Annotated in this window: 8 protein-coding genes, 1 tRNA gene and 1 pseudogene; 5 read left to right on the top strand and 5 right to left on the bottom strand. The window is 43.5% G+C overall.

What is annotated here, in order from left to right; all coding sequences use genetic code 11:
- Nucleotides 1-38: 38 nt before the first annotated feature.
- The 4 genes and pseudogenes from EGV92_RS05120 to EGV92_RS05135 form a co-directional block, all read right to left on the bottom strand.
- A complete protein-coding gene (locus EGV92_RS05120; RefSeq protein ID WP_131668182.1) occupies nt 39-752 on the bottom strand; it encodes a Maf family protein in 714 nt (237 codons plus the stop codon).
- Nucleotides 753-851: 99 nt separating this feature from the next.
- Nucleotides 852-1,337, bottom strand: coding sequence for a rod shape-determining protein MreD (mreD, locus tag EGV92_RS05125; protein WP_131668183.1), 486 nt, complete (start codon nt 1,335-1,337; stop codon nt 852-854).
- Between the two features lie 183 nt (nt 1,338-1,520).
- Nucleotides 1,521-2,348: pseudogene (mreC, locus tag EGV92_RS05130) on the bottom strand (rod shape-determining protein MreC); the annotation flags it as partial.
- Between the two features lie 99 nt (nt 2,349-2,447).
- Entirely contained in the window at nt 2,448-3,485 is a 1,038-nt protein-coding gene (locus EGV92_RS05135; RefSeq protein WP_423227898.1) for a rod shape-determining protein, read from the bottom strand.
- Nucleotides 3,486-4,500: 1,015 nt separating this feature from the next.
- Between EGV92_RS05135 and gatC the strand changes: the two genes are divergently transcribed.
- From gatC to EGV92_RS05155, 4 genes are all read left to right on the top strand, one after another.
- Nucleotides 4,501-4,815: an Asp-tRNA(Asn)/Glu-tRNA(Gln) amidotransferase subunit GatC gene (gene gatC, locus EGV92_RS05140; protein ID WP_131668185.1), complete on the top strand. Its 315-nt coding sequence runs from the start codon at nt 4,501-4,503 to the stop codon at nt 4,813-4,815.
- Between the two features lie 85 nt (nt 4,816-4,900).
- Nucleotides 4,901-6,397, top strand: coding sequence for an Asp-tRNA(Asn)/Glu-tRNA(Gln) amidotransferase subunit GatA (gene gatA / locus EGV92_RS05145; RefSeq protein ID WP_131668186.1), 1,497 nt, complete (start codon nt 4,901-4,903; stop codon nt 6,395-6,397).
- Nucleotides 6,397-7,908, top strand: a complete 1,512-nt coding sequence (gene gatB, locus EGV92_RS05150; RefSeq protein ID WP_131668187.1) for an Asp-tRNA(Asn)/Glu-tRNA(Gln) amidotransferase subunit GatB — start codon at nt 6,397-6,399, stop codon at nt 7,906-7,908. The genes gatA and gatB overlap by 1 nt, the downstream gene beginning before the upstream one ends.
- 321 nt (nt 7,909-8,229) lie before the next feature.
- Nucleotides 8,230-8,306, top strand: a tRNA-Pro gene (locus EGV92_RS05155).
- A gap of 131 nt (nt 8,307-8,437) precedes the next feature.
- Here the strand turns inward: EGV92_RS05155 and EGV92_RS05160 are convergent.
- A complete protein-coding gene (locus EGV92_RS05160; protein WP_165525567.1) occupies nt 8,438-9,547 on the bottom strand; it encodes an AI-2E family transporter in 1,110 nt (369 codons plus the stop codon).
- Between the two features lie 754 nt (nt 9,548-10,301).
- On the opposite strand from EGV92_RS05160, the gene EGV92_RS05165 reads away from it, so the two are divergent.
- Nucleotides 10,302-15,704: an autotransporter outer membrane beta-barrel domain-containing protein gene (locus EGV92_RS05165; RefSeq protein WP_131668189.1), complete on the top strand. Its 5,403-nt coding sequence runs from the start codon at nt 10,302-10,304 to the stop codon at nt 15,702-15,704.
- Nucleotides 15,705-15,815 lie beyond the last annotated feature (111 nt).

The raw sequence follows: 15,815 nt of genomic DNA on the forward strand, positions 1-15,815 counted from the left end.
TATGGAGTCATAGTGTAACAAATGCCAAGTCGCTCTGCCTAGACATCACGCTCGTTATTCAGCCCAGACAGCGCGCTCTTTGCTTGCGCAATCAATCTGAGAGTCTGTGCTAATGGCAAGCCTACCACATTGGTATAACTGCCATTTATACACTCAACCCAAGCTGCAGCACCGCCTTGAATAGCATAGCCCCCTGCCTTATCAGCAGGCTCCCCCGACTGCCAATAGCGCTGCATGTCATCGATCGCTAGTGGCACAAATGTCACTTGCGTACTCTCCATAATCTGCTCCTGCCACACTGCGGTTAACGCGCTCATAGCAGCGCTTGACGAAGCCGTTATTGATGAAGACGCTGTGGATTCAGCAGCCAATAAAGTTGCTTGTACCGCGGTACAGACCTGATGGGTATTATCAGACATCTGCTGCCACATACTAAAGGCATGCGCTTGGTCAGTAGGTTTTATCAAGATACTCTGACCATCCGGTAAGATACCAATAGTATCTGCAGTGAGTAGTAATAGCGGCTTAGGCATGGCAGTCGTTTCGCCCTCAGCTCTAGGAGTATTAGCCGTCTTCAAAACAGCCAGTGCTGCTTGGGCTTTTTGCGCTACCATCCGGCTAATATAAGCCTGCGGAGTCTCCCCTTCAACCACGCTCTCGTCTATCTCTGCCGTCATAACGGTAAAATCAAGACCAGCTTGCGCTAATAACTGACGCCGCCTAGGAGAGCTGGAGGCTAAAATAATATTCATAAAGAGTATTTATCTTGAGTAATGAATTAAGAAGACTTTAAAACACAAAGACAGTAAATATCAGACAACAACGCTACCTAGTTAGTACCAATAAATTAGCTAACGAGAATAGCGCCGCAGCAACAGTAAAACAAAGGGCCAGCAGGCCATACTCATTAGCAATGTACCGCCAAATTCAGGTAAAAATATGTTCTGAGTAATGAGCTGTAAAATCCATAATACCGATTGAAATACCAGTAGACAAATACAGGCTAGCAGCCAAGCGCTTAGCGTTGTTAGTTGTTTGATATAGATACTAGCTACTTTTACCACCAATGCCATTACCACTGCGGCGAAAGCTTGCTGACCGAGCCTAGTATCTAAAATCAAATCAGCAATCAGACCAATGGTGAATGCTGTAAATAATCCGCTATATCGCGGTTTAAAAATGAGCCAAAATATCAGCACCATAATCATAACCATAGGGCGCAGTACAGCCAAGCTTGAACTTAATGGATAAACATTGAGCGAGGAGGCAAAAATATAGCTAAGAACAATCGCAACTACGATCTCAAAGGGGGAATGAGAAGAGTCAGAGCTGGACATAGTGCAAGCGCCTTAATGACCAGAGGAAGTTGGGGTTAATACATTTTGAGCGCTAGACAAGACAGCAGGGTCCGTGGGGGTGCTAGAATAAGGCTGTGACGCTACAGTTTGCGGCTTACTAACCTCAGTACCTAACATAGCCTTTTGCATAGACTCTTGCGTAGACTGAAGCTGAGCTGCGGTAGCTGACTTGTCTTGCAGGACGAGCACGTAAGAATTATCTGTTAAGTTTGCTGATGGTGAGACTTTAATATGCATAAAGTTGTCACCTTGGCTTGGGTCGACATAGCGAATCCGACCGACACTATAGCCAGCAGGGATGCGTCCACCCATTCCTGAAGAGATAAGCTCATCACCGACCCGCACATCTGAGGTTTTGAATACGTAGTCAAGCCTTAACGAGGTAGGCGTCCCTTCACCGGTCACGATGGCACGCTGACCTGTTCGCTTAATAGCGACCGCGACAGATTGCAGTTCATCAGTAATGAGTAGTAACCGGCTAGTATTGGGATAGACGTTGATAATCTGACCCAAGATACCCTTTTCGTCAATCACGGTCTGCCCTACTTGAACACCATCATGAGCGCCTTTATTAAGTACAACAATTTGCTTAATAGGGTTGGTGTCTGTGCCAATAACCTGAGCCAGTTTAAGGTCAAACTGCTCAGGCTTAGTGGTAGAGAGAATACCTTGCAGGCGGGCATTCTGCGCCAAGATATAGTCTTGCTGTTGCAGCTTAGCATGGGCATGAATCAGCTCAGATTTGAGCTGGACATTCTCACGGCGCAGTGCTTCTTTAGACTGCAAGCGTCCACTAGACCAATGCGCTGCGTAGCTTGGCAACAATGACAACTCATATATTGGCTGCATCGCTGCATGGCTAGTACTACGAATCGGCTCAAACCAGTCAGGGTTTTTACTGTCAAACCACATCAGGATCATCGCCAAGATCAGGACTACTGCAGTTTTGCGAAAGGAGAGAGGCTGGCGAGCAAAGATACTTGGATTCATCGCGATCCCAATATCTGTACTTTAATCTGATCTCTTATCAGCATATTGCCCCCATCTACCTCACCGCTCATCTAGAATAACAATTACAAAATATTTTAATTAAACAAAAATCATATTAAGACTTTTGTTATTAATAAAGTCTAACGCCATACCGCCACCACGGCTGACGCAGGTTAGTGGATCTTCAGCAACAGTGACAGGTAGTCCTGTCTCTTTAGATAAAAGCTTGTCTAGATCGCGTAAAAGCGCACCGCCACCTGTCAGTACAATACCGCGCTCAGCAATATCTGAAGACAGCTCTGGCGGCGTTTGCTCTAAGGCCGCTTTTACAGCGCTAATAATGCCACTTAACGGATCGCTTAATGCCTTTTGAATCTCTTCTGAATTGACGGTAAAGGTCTTGGGCACACCTTCTGCCATGCTGCGACCACGGACCTCAACTTCGAGCGACACATCTTCATTAAGCGCAGAGCCGACTTCTTGCTTGATTCGTTCAGCCGTCGTCTCACCAATAACGCAGCCATGAGTGCGGCGTACATGGGTGATAATTGCTTCATCAAACAAGTCACCACCAATGCGAATAGACTCAGCATAGACACAGCCAGATAGAGCAATAACAGCAATCTCAGTAGTACCACCACCGATATCCACAACCATAGAGCCACTGGCCTCATGGACTGGCATGCCCGCGCCAATTGCAGCTGCCATAGGCTCTTCTAATAGCATGACTTTATTAGCACCCGCTGAAGACACGGCTTCACGAATGGCTTTACGCTCTACTAAGGTTGATTTACAAGGCACGCAAACGACCACATTAGGCTGCGCCATAAAACGCTTGGCTTTTACTTTTGCAATGAAGTGCTTGAGCATTTTCTGTGTTACTTCAAAATCTGCGATAACCCCATCTTTTAGCGGGCGAATGGCCGTAATGTTCGCTGGCGTTCGCCCCAGCATTTGCTTGGCATCAAGGCCCACTGCTGCTACCGTAGGATTCTGGGTTCGATTACTACGTAATGCTACTACCGTAGGCTCATCGAGCACCACACCTTTGTTAGGAATAAAGATAAGGGTATTGGCAGTACCAAGATCAATTGCGATATTATTTGATAAAAATCCGAACGGGTTCATGACTAATATATCCAGCGTCTTACTAATGGGGCGAATGGGAAATGGCGTAGGGGGCTTTATCATCTCTTAGATATACTTTTATACGTATTAGATATCTAATAAAGATTTACAAGCTGATTTAATTCGACTTTTGTCATAATTTTAGGGATGACTAAGTGATAACTAAGCTAGGCGCTCACTCTAACGAAAGTTAGCGTTAGCGACAAGCTAAAAGCTATAATTATTTGGGCTAACCCCTAAATTGCGCTAAATTATACCGATTAAATAGCGAAAAATCACCGGTTAATCACGCTTATACGTTATTGAGCAGTCACAAATTTAATTGTAAGCAAGTTTAACTGCTCACTAACGATTAACAGCAGCAGCAATCTTACTAGATGCCGCTGTTAGTTAAGTTTTACTGAGACAATTTTTTGGCTCAGCTCATTATGTACTTGAACTAAACTAGGCAGTTGAGCTACTAGACCAGCTAGTAGACTGCTAATTTGCAATAGTATCAGCTACTATCATCAATCCTAAGCAGTGATAGTTTAACTCAGTCTAACATATTGGCTTAATAACTAGGTAAAGATAGCAAGGTTATTGATAACTAATTCTAAATTATTTTTCGATTATGGACGCTTATTGCTACACTTTATTATCAATCTTAGTACTTATTTGAAAGTTATTATTAAAGTTATCATTAGATAAACGCTTCTTGTTAAAATTTTTATGCATTTTAGCAAGGTGCGTGAGCCATATCTTAACTACCCTATTAATCGCGTTTAATTCTAGCAACAAAGCGTCTCGGCTACGTAATCTGATAGGCTTCTGTAAAGGACTGTCAAAAAATAAGCGCAGATGCTTTATAATACGTACAATCTATTTTTTAAGAAATTGGTTATTTATCTTCTTAATCCAATCTAGAAATAATACATGTAGTCCGATTAATAATAGGGCCTGTGTAAATTCACTAGCTGGCTCTCTTTGAGCCATGGTTGAATTTTACACCGCTCTAGTTCCCACACTTTTTCTTGGAGTCACTATGAGTGAGCAAACCACACCAGCCAATGATAGCGTCAGTACCGATGATATTTTAGAAGTCGCAAGACTCGCTCGCTTAGGCGTGGATCAGACCACCGCTAGCAGTTATGCTGATGACATTGATAAGATTCTCGGTATTATGCAGACCATCAGCACTGTGGATACAGAAGGTCTTGCGCCATTGGCTAATATTCATCAAGCCAGTCAAGAGCTGCGTAGCGATCGTCCAGATGCCGATATCGACCGTGAACACAATCAATCAGTTGCGCCAGCGGTCGCTGAAGGGCTATATCTAGTACCACAAGTCATTGAATAATTCGCTCATTCACACTGCCAATGGCGCTTAATTAATGCCAAATTTCCATCATTACTATTAATACAACCATTAATGGACACGTTTTATGTCTGATTTACATACCTTATCTGTCGCCGAGTTGGCCGATGGTCTGCGCGATAAGCAATTTAGCAGTACTGAGCTTACAGAGCACTTTTTAAATCGAATTGAGAAGCTCGATGGCAAGGTTAATAGCTTTATTACCGTCGATGCTGATAATGCTCGTAAGGCCGCCAAAGCCGCTGACGAGCAGCGCGCAAGTGGTGATACCCGAGCACTACTAGGCGTACCGATGGCGCACAAAGATATCTTTTGTACCGAGGGTGTACTTACCACCTGCGGCTCTAAGATGCTGCACAACTTCATCTCGCCTTATGACGCGACTATCGTCAAAAACATTCGTGAAGCTGGCTTCATTAGCTTAGGCAAGCTCAATATGGATGAGTTTGCCATGGGCTCGGATAACGAAAGCTCGTATTACGGTGCAGTGCACAACCCATGGAATCTTGATCGCGTGCCTGGTGGCTCATCTGGTGGCTCAGCAGCAGCAACTGCGGCAGGCTTCGTTCCTGTAGCGACAGGTAGTGATACCGGTGGCTCTATTCGTCAGCCTGCCTCCTTCTGCGGCTTAACGGGTATGAAGCCTACCTATGGCCGCGTATCACGCTTTGGTATGATTGCCTATGCTTCGAGTCTTGATCAGGCCGGAACATTTGGACGCTCCGCAGAAGACTGTGCCTATCTGCTTCAGCCTATGGCAGGACATGACCCAAGAGACGCCACTTCTATTAATCGTACTGTGCCAAACTATGTCGAGCTATTAAAAGAAGCCAAAAATAACGTTGGCGACAAGCCTTTTTCTGGTCTGAAGATTGGCGTGGCCAAAGAGTATTTTGGTGAGGGCTTAGACAGCGAAGTGGAAAACCACGTTCGCGCTGCGCTCAAGCAGTATGAGGACTTAGGCGCGACCATCGTTGAGGTGCATATCACTGATCCAAAAGTCACCCTAGCCACCTACTATATGCTAGCCCCTGCTGAGGCATCATCCAACCTGTCACGCTTTGATGGTGTTCGCTTTGGCTACCGCTGCGACAACCCAAAGAACCTAGAAGATCTCTATACTCGCTCACGCTCTGAAGGCTTTGGTCCTGAGGTTCAGCGCCGTATTCTTATGGGGACTTATGCCCTATCAGCAGGCTACTTTGATGCTTACTATACCAAAGCGCAAAAAGTACGTCGTGTCATCTTAGAGGACTTTGAAAAAGCCTTTAAAGAGTGTGACCTTATCGCCTGCCCTACCGCCCCTACGCCAGCTTATAGCTTGAACGATGAGCTTGATCCAGTCACCATGTATCTGGGTGACGTCTATACCATCGCCGTCAATCTTGCTGGTCTGCCTGCTATTAGTATGCCAGCTGGCTTCACTGAAGCTGGACTTCCTGTTGGTCTGCAACTCATAGGTAACCACTGGGATGATGACAAGTTACTGACTACCGCGCATCTGTATCAACAGCATACTGACTACCACACCAAGCTATCTGCTATCGCAAAGGAGAGCATCTAATGACGGCTACCTTAGAAAACACTGCCCCTATTCGTACCGAGTTGTTAGTAGACGGCTATGAAGTGGTCATCGGTATCGAGATTCACTGCCAGCTCAATACTGACAGTAAAATCTTCTCTAGCGCCCCAGCTGACTTCGGTAACGAGCCAAACACACAGGCTAATATCGTTGACCTTGGCTTGCCAGGCGTATTGCCAGTCCTTAACGAAGGTGTGGTCGAGCGTGCCTTAAAATTTGGTCTTGGCGTTAATGCCGAGCTTGGTCTTTATAACACCTTTGATCGTAAAAACTACTTCTACCCTGACTTGCCTAAAGGCTATCAAATAACCCAGATGGCCAACCCTATCGTCGGTAAGGGCTATATCGATATCGTCGTCAATGAAGGCACAGATAACGAGTACAGCAAGCGCATCGGTATTACCCGTGGCCATTTAGAAGAAGATGCCGGCAAGTCCGTCCATGATGCCGTAGATGGTATGACTGGTGTCGATCTTAACCGTGCGGGTACGCCGCTGATTGAAATTGTCTCTGAGCCAGACATGCGCTCTGCCGACGAAGCCGTGGCTTATATCAAAGCTATCCATCAGCTAGTGACTTGGCTGGGTATCTCTGATGCGATTATGGCCGAAGGCTCGTTCCGCTGCGACTGTAACGTATCAGTACGAAAGCCTGGCAGCGAGCTTGGCACTAGAACTGAGCTGAAAAACCTAAACTCATTCCGCTTTATCGAGCGTGCTATCAACCGTGAAATCGAGCGGCAAATCGATATCATCGAAGACGGTGGCAAAGTTATTCAAGCCACACGCTTGTATGATCCTGATAAAGACGAAACCCGCTCAATGCGTACCAAAGAAGAAGCCAACGATTATCGCTACTTCCCAGACCCTGATCTATTACCAGTCCGGATTGAGCAAGCGACCGTAGACGCTATTCGCGCTGCGATGCCTGAGCTACCCGTCGAGCGCCGAGCTCGCTTTGAGACCGATCTGGGCTTGTCTGAATATGACGCACGAATCTTAACGGATAGCCGTGAACTTGCCGATTACTTTGAAGCCGTTCTTGAGTCTACTGGCACAGAACACGCCAAGCTGGCTGCCAACTGGATTATGGGCGAGCTAATGGGCGCACTGAACAAAGATGAGAAAACCATCAATGACGCCTCTATTAGTGCAGAGCAAATGGCTGGCCTGCTCAAACGTCTCAATGACAATACGCTGTCTGGCAAGCTTGGCAAAAAGGTCTTCGCGGCGATGTATGAAGGCGAAGGTGGCGACTCTGCCGATGCCGCTGATAAAATCATTGAAGCCAAAGGCCTCAAGCAAGAAACAGATACTGGCGCTATTAAAGCGATGGTTGAAGAGGTCATCGCTAATAACCAAGCGATGGTCGATGAGTATAAAGGCGGTAAGGAGAAAGCCTTTAATGGTCTGGTCGGTCAAGTGATGAAGGCCAGCCGCGGTAAGGCCAACCCACAGCAGGTCAATCAGATCTTAAAAGAGCTGTTGAGTTGATTAACAGACAGACTTATGATCAATGTCCAATACTTGTCTGGCTTATGAGTCTGGGCATAATCACTATTTGCGTTTACTTAACTGACAGGTATTGGGTGAGTCTATCAGGTGAATATGGCTCTTTAGTTGGGCCGCTTGCTGTTTTTTTGAACTGTTTTCTTTGGCTCATTCATGCTATCTATCGTAGACCATTCAACTGGTCTATTACTGTGACAAATCTATTGGGAATTACTTTAAGTTTGTTATGGTTTTGGAGAACGATATAAGGCTTTTAAAATAGACCTTGCAAATTGAACCAAAATCAGTAAAATAGTGGGACTTCGGGGCGTAGCGCAGTCTGGTAGCGCACTACACTGGGGGTGTAGTGGTCGCAGGTTCAAATCCTGCCGTTCCGACCAAATTAGCTCGATAGAAAAGCCAATCATTGCTAGCAATGATTGGCTTTTTTTATGGCTTACTTCCTCACTAAAATTTGCCCTTTCCTCTAATGTTTATCTTTTATGAGGTTACAGGCCGTACTATTATCTGTCTACGACTTGTCTTGCGGATACGGTACTTCAAACACACTTTCGCTATCTAGATTACGGGCTTTAGCGTACTTATCATCAATCATGTCCTGCATATCTTGACCCAATACCCGCACCTTATAATCTCCTAAAGTAAACTTAATATACACAATCTGAATCCAAACAATCAGCGTTACGGCAAACGGTGTCGCGAGTGCCACACCAAAAAATCCCATTAATGAGCCCATAATCACTTGCGAGACCAATAATGCTACTGGTGGTAGATTCACCAGCTTTTGCTGGACCAAGGGAGCAACGACATAACTCTCAAGCTGCTGCACCACGAACATCACAAGGACGACCCAAATGACCATATCAGGAGCGACCAACAACGTAATCAACACTATAGGGATGGCAGCTAACCAAGGGCCAATAACCGGAATAAAATCTAATAAAAAGGAGATAAAGCCCATCGCTAAAGCAAAGGGAATGTCCATAAACCATAAAGCGACCGTAGTACACACCCCAACGAAAGACATCACCACAAACTGACCTAACAGCCACTGCTTTAGAGCTTGATAAGACTGTTGAAATAAGTAGCGGCCTTTGTCGCGCTTCTCTATAGGAATCAATGAGATAAAGCTATTGACATAGATCGACGGAGAGATGGCTAAGAATAGTCCCAATAGAATGATAATCATGAAATTTGTCATACCATTCATAAGGCCAGTGATCACCCCGGGCATAAAGCCAAGGCCTTTATTAACCATGGACTGAATCGGATTATAAGTGTTGTTTTGCGTCAACCATTCATTAATATGCACCAGCAGTGGCGAGTGATCTAAATACTGCTGCAACTTTTCCATAGCGGCGGGTAACGCCGTCTTCATCTCATCCAACTGCGCAAACAATTCTTGGCCAAACAATGCACCAAATGTCGCGAATACTGAGGCAATTAGCAGTAAGACTAGCGCCACCATCACCCCATGTGGGGCTTTTTGTAGCCACGGCCCTACCAATGGTAATTGGCGTAGCGCAGATATCAGACTTAGAATACAAACAGCGACTAATATAGCCGCAAAGACCAGTAGCCACACTCTTGTCAGTAGCCATAAACTCAGTATAAAAACCATGAGCAGTAAGCTTATGAATATAAAATTCTTCTGGTTAGAAAATTGCGGCGGCATAGATGATGGGCCTATTAAATTGTAAAAGTTATTGATAACGCTAACAGTGAGGCTAGCATCAAAAGATGGCGCTCAAGATTACATGATAAAAAGCTTATTTCATCTGCTAATCTTAATTATTCACTAATTTCGACAAAAACTAACAACTAAAATACTTGTCATATCGAGATTAAACATCGTTAACTCATGAGAGGTAACTATGATCGATTCCCTCAAGGTCTGCTGCATAGTCAATAGTCACTGGTATAAGTTTGCACCCACCTTGAACCTATCGTTACTCCTAATATGACTATACTCTCTAGAAAAATCGACGAGAAATTTATCAAAATTGACGAAAATGTAGTCATGTTAAGTCAATTAAGCATTAATTTTGCTCAGTGAGGGCATGCTCTAACATATTTAATCGACGTTACATTTAGCTCACAATAACAAGAGTGCTTGTTTTACCTCAGTCACTCTGTGGTCCCTCTTCGGTTGTTAAAAAGACAGCTCATACCGGTCTTACTAGTACATTATTTTTAACTGATATCAACTAGCGTATAGCTCTTGTCAAATGATTGTCATGAAGTCTATATATCATAGGAAACCTTACGAATATAAGTTAACTATTCTTTATGGATAAGACAACTTATAGCAACAAATTATGTAAGAGATTGATTATTTAATACCTTTCCTATTATTTAACCAGAAGAAACAACTCATGACTTTGTATAATCAAAATGTTCGTTTTAGACCCAAGCTATTAGTAATAGCCATCTCTATTAGCCTTCTATCTTTATCTGCTAAAGCAGAAGAAGCTCCCAATACCGAAGCCCCTTCTGGTACCATGCCATCACCTGAAGCTACCGAAGAGTCCTTAGATTCAGCTATGAAAGCGGCACTTGATCGCTCTGACAAACAAGCTAGTTCATGGTTTACAGAGCTAAAAAGAGAGGTATTAAATCATAGCCCAGTAACCGATGACAGTGTTGCTAATTTAGATCTCGAAGGTAGCAATCAGCAAAAGGAAATAACTGGTGAGCGTCTAAAATTAGCAAAAGAAAACATCAGTCAAGACCATCAATATCGCTTTGACTTAATGGCAACCTCTGCGTTAAGCGATAAAGAGCAAGCCGGAAACATTGCCTACTATCCCAAAAAAGACAAAACCAACTACAAACAACTATATGATGTCATTCATGATGCTCAATATACCCGTGATCCAAATAAGAAAAAAACTCGCAGAGCTGATTCTATACTAAAAGATTTGTATCATCGAGGTCGCCCTTATCAAGTTGTCGATGATAATGGAGAATATAAAGATGACTATAAAACCACCGAAGGCTCTTCATTTCCCAGTGGTCATACTTGGGATGGCTATCGAGAAGCTGCCGTTTGGAGTGTTATTTTCCCTGAACGCGGACAAGAAGTATTTTCACGAGCACTGCAGTATGGTGAAAGCCGTACCATCGTTGGCGCGCATTTCCCAACAGACACCATCGGTTCGCGCGCAGGAAACTACTACTACCTCGCCAATATCTTAGATGATGATGCCACCACCGAAACTTTTGTAAGAATGGCAAAAAAAATCCGTGATGAAGCGGATGTTAATTGCGCAGATGGTCAAAACTTACAATCTTGTCTACTACAAAAGCAAAACCCCATTACGGACGCCTATGCCGAGAATAATAATGCAATTGGCTATTACGGTTTAATCACCGACCCAGCAGCCGATAGTCGTGTCAATGTCAGCGACCTAAATCCTATTGCTGCCAATCTACTACGTATACGCTACCCCTATTTAACCGATGAACAGCGCCTCCAAACCCTTGCAGCTACTGCCTACCCTAAAAACTCTATCGCTGCCAAAGTTGCAGACCAAAACTGGGGGTTGATTGATTTACCAAAAGCCTATACAGGACCAACTCGTCTAGATAATGATTGGGACGTAGCACAAGATTATAATGAAAAACGTGATGTTTCAGGCTTTGGTCAATATGATGAATGGCGTAACAATATCACTGGTAGCGGTAAATTAACCAAATCAGGAGCAGGTACACTGGTATTAACAGGTGACAATAGTTTTGCTGGTTTTGACCTCAATTCAGGTACGCTCGAGCTAAAAGGCACAAACTCACTAACCAATACATCCACTGTTAATAATGGCATTTTAAATATCGCCTCTGGTAGCGAATTAAATAGTGCGCTGTCAGTCAATGGTGGTGAGGCGAACCTTCTATCTGGCAGTTTGCTAGAGGGTGATACCTCAATTCAGCAAGGCAAACTCAACGTAAACTCAGAAGCCTCAATACATAATGAGAATTTATCCGTAACTGGTGGCGAGTTAAATATCGCAGCAAATAGCAGTATCAGTAGTAATGAGATACTGCTAGATAATGGTCATATCAATATTGCACCACATGACTCAGCTGCCACTTCAACACCGACTAATACCAACTTAACAGGGAATATCGTTGCTAGAAATTCGCAGATAAATCTGGCAAATGCTGTAGCAGGAGACAAATTAACCATTAATGGTAACTTTAGCACCGGTAATAATACTTGGCTCATGGATACATATCTGACAGGTCAGGGACAAAGTGACAATCTAGGAGCTGATGGCAAAAGTTATACAGATAACGTAAAAATCACTGGTGACCTTATAGATAATGGTGTTGATAACGTTCAAGTTAATAACCTAAATATTGCCAATCCGACTGGCAAAGAATCTATTTTGATGTATGACATCGATGGTACTTCAAATGGTAAATTTGCATTACAAAGTCGTGTGGCAAAAGGTGGTTATGAATATCTATTAAATAAACATACAGATGGTGACTGGTATCTAGAAAGTAATACCGCCCCTACTGATCCTACTCCCCCTACTCCACAATCCCCAGAAGAGGCAGCGTTGCAAGCTGCACTGGATCGTTCAGATAGTCTGTCTAACCCACTATATGAACAACTAAAAAATAATGTTCTAAATAACAATCCTGCTAATTATGAAACAAAATTGGTAGAAGCAGATAGATTAAAGTTTCTTGAATACGTCAATAGTGAGGATGACGCTCGTGTTGACCTAGCCTATGAACAAGTGCAGCAAAAGTACCCCTATCGATTTAACTTATTTGCAGTTTCTGCTTTAGGCGATGAAAAAGAAGCAGGTAATATTAAACTTGAAGATGACTCTAAAAATGATACCAATTTCAAAAAATTATCTAATATTATAGATGCTGCTCATTATCTCACTGATGATAGTGACCCTCAAAAACCCAAAAAACGTCAAGCTGAATCCTTTTTAAAAGAGTTTCATCATCGGGGTCGACCATTTAAGGTTCTTGACGAAAATACTGGTGAGTATGTCGATAATTTTCAAGATATCGAAGGTAACTCATTTCCTAGTGGGCATACATGGAATGGCTATAGAGAAGCAGCCGCTTGGAGCATGATTTTCCCTGAGCGTGGTCAAGAGATATTTTCACGAGCATTGCAATACGGTGAAAGTCGTATTTTTGTGGGGGCACACTTTCCCACAGATACCATCGGTGCGCGCGCAGGTAATTACTTCTATTTAGCCAAGCTCTTAGATGACGATACCACAGCTGAAACCTTTGTAGAAATGGCTAAAGAAATCCGTGACGAAGCGGATGTTAATTGTGAAGATGGACAAAGCTTACAAGCCTGTTTATTTCAAAAACAAAACCCAATTACGGACGCATATGCCAAAAATAATAATGAAATTGGCTATTATGGTTTGATCACAGATACCTCTGCTGATAGCCGTGTAGAAATGAGCGATATCCCCGTAGAAGCTGCCAATCTATTACGTCTTCGCTACCCTTATTTAACCAATGAACAACGCCTTGAGACCTTGGCAGGCACTGCCTATGCCAAAAACTCTATTGCTGCCAAAGTCGCTGACCATAACTGGGGGCTGATTGATTTACCAAAAGCCTATACCGGTCCTTCTCGGTTAGACAGTAACTGGTCAGTCGCTCAAGACTATCATGCGAACAAGGACATCTCAGGTTTTGGTAAATATGACGAATGGCGTAACGATATTAGCGGTAACGGCAAATTAACCAAATCAGGAACAGGTACACTGGCACTAACTGGCGACAATAGCTTTGCTGGTTTTGATCTCAATGCAGGTACGCTTGAGCTAAAAGGCACAAACACACTAACCAATACATCTACTGTTAATGATGGTATTTTAAATATTGCCTCAAATGGTGAATTAAATAGTGATTTAGCAGTCACTGGTGGTGAGGTAAACATCCTTACAGGAGGTTTATTAGGAAGCAACACATCAATGACTGATGCAACAATCAACGTGTATTCAGATGCCTCAATACAGAATGAACAGTTATCAATCAATCATGGCACACTCAATATTGCGACAAATGGCGTTGTAAACAGTGAAAATATAGCTCTCAATAATGGGCGTTTAAACATTGCACCACGCAGTGAGTCACAAAACCCAACGAATACCAATAGAGCTGCATCTGCAAACAGTGCCCCACGTCGCCTACCAAGAGCGCTAACTACCTCTCCATCTACGGTTACCATAGATGGCAATATGGCTGCCACAAACTCTCAAATAAATTTAGCAAACGGTATAGCTGGAGATAAATTAACTATCAATAGCGATTACACCGCTGATGGTAATACTTGGTTAATGGACGCCTACTTAACTGGCCTAGGACAAAGCAGTAACCTAGGGGCCGATGGCAAGAGCTATACAGATAACATCAACATTAAGGGTAATGTCATAGACAATGGCATTGATTGGGTGTGGATTAACAATCTTAATATCGCAGACCCAACTGGTGAAGAATCTGTTTTGCTATACGATATTGAAGGTGACTCAAATGGTAAATTCTTACTTCAGCGTCGTGTCGCAAAAGGTGGCTTTGAATATCTGTTGAATAAACATACAGATGGAGATTGGTACTTAGAGAGTCTTAGCTTAACCGGCGCTACTGGCGCTACTGGCGCTACTGGTGCAACCGGCGCTACTGGTGCTACTGGTGCTACTGGTGCTACTGGTGCTACTGGTGCTACTGGTGCTACTGGTGCAACCGGCGCTACTGGTGCTACTGGTGCTACTGGTGCTACTGGTGCTACTGGTGCTACTGGTGCTACTGGAAACTCTGGAACGCATCTTCCTGTCATTCGCCCAGAAGTAGGAAGTTATTTAACAAATGCGCACATGGCTAACAACCTTTTTGTACATCGCTTAGAAGTTAGAAATAGTGCTAGTGAAGATGTCGACCAAAATCACAAGAACGTCGGTCAATTGTGGATTAGAGCAATAGGTGGCGCTCATGAGTTTGCAGATGCATCTGGTCAAATAGACACAGACGGCCATAGCTATATCGTCCACGGCGGTATTGGTTTAGCGAACTTTGGTGCGAATAACGAACTTAACGTGGGCTTAATGGCTGCCTACGGCAACGCTGAAAGCGATTCTCAATCATCTGTTACTAACTATAAATCAGCCTCAAAGGTTGATGGTTATGGAATGGGACTATATGGTACTTGGTACGAAAATCCTAATGAAAAGACCGGAGCCTATGCCGATGTTTGGGCAATGTGGAATAAGTTTAATAATGAAGTAACTGGACAAGACTTTGGATCGGAAAAATACGATTCTTCCGGTGTGGTTGCTTCTATTGAGGCAGGATCGAGTTATAAATTGGCTCAGTCGGAACAAGATGTCAGCTACTGGATTCAGCCACAAGGTCAAATCATTTACCAAGATGTACAATTAGATTCTTTTGATGAGAAGTCAACGGGAACTCGCGTCACTGAAGGCAAAGCTAACATTCAAACTCGTTTAGGGGCCAAGGCCTATATGCAGGTACCAACAGGAGACTCTGAAAACTCAAACTATCGTCCTTTTGTCGCGCTAAACTGGCTACACAATACAGCAGATGAACAGCTACGCTTAGACAATACCAGCTATGGTATAGCCGGTAGCTCAAATGTCGGCGAGATTAAGGTTGGCTTAGAGGGTCAAACTTCTAAATATGGTCAAGCGTCGGTAGGTATTTCTTATCAACAAGGTAGTGATGACTATAATAACGTTATCGGGAATATTGGTTGGAAGTTTAAATTCTAACCCATTTATTAAACCTTAACCTTTGCGTTAATTAATAAGTAAGATTATTTCAGGTAATTTTCTCCATCTCTGTTATTACTCTGAATTGTCACTATCTTTCAATAAAAAAAC

Origin of the sequence: Psychrobacter pygoscelis (assembly GCF_004335015.1) — a bacterium.
In the GTDB taxonomy this organism is placed as follows: Bacteria; Pseudomonadota; Gammaproteobacteria; order Pseudomonadales; family Moraxellaceae; genus Psychrobacter; species Psychrobacter pygoscelis.

Bases quoted from the DNA above. Each gene is read 5' to 3' on its own strand.
- EGV92_RS05120 (WP_131668182.1), bottom strand. From the start codon at position 752: ATGAATATTATTTTAGCCTCCAGCTCTCCTAGGCGGCGTCAGTTATTA.
- EGV92_RS05165 (WP_131668189.1), top strand. From the start codon at position 10,302: ATGACTTTGTATAATCAAAATGTTCGTTTTAGACCCAAGCTATTAGTA.
- gatC (WP_131668185.1), top strand. From the start codon at position 4,501: ATGAGTGAGCAAACCACACCAGCCAATGATAGCGTCAGTACCGATGAT.
- gatB (WP_131668187.1), top strand. From the start codon at position 6,397: ATGACGGCTACCTTAGAAAACACTGCCCCTATTCGTACCGAGTTGTTA.
- gatA (WP_131668186.1), top strand. From the start codon at position 4,901: ATGTCTGATTTACATACCTTATCTGTCGCCGAGTTGGCCGATGGTCTG.
- mreD (WP_131668183.1), bottom strand. From the start codon at position 1,337: ATGTCCAGCTCTGACTCTTCTCATTCCCCCTTTGAGATCGTAGTTGCG.
- EGV92_RS05160 (WP_165525567.1), bottom strand. From the start codon at position 9,547: ATGGTTTTTATACTGAGTTTATGGCTACTGACAAGAGTGTGGCTACTG.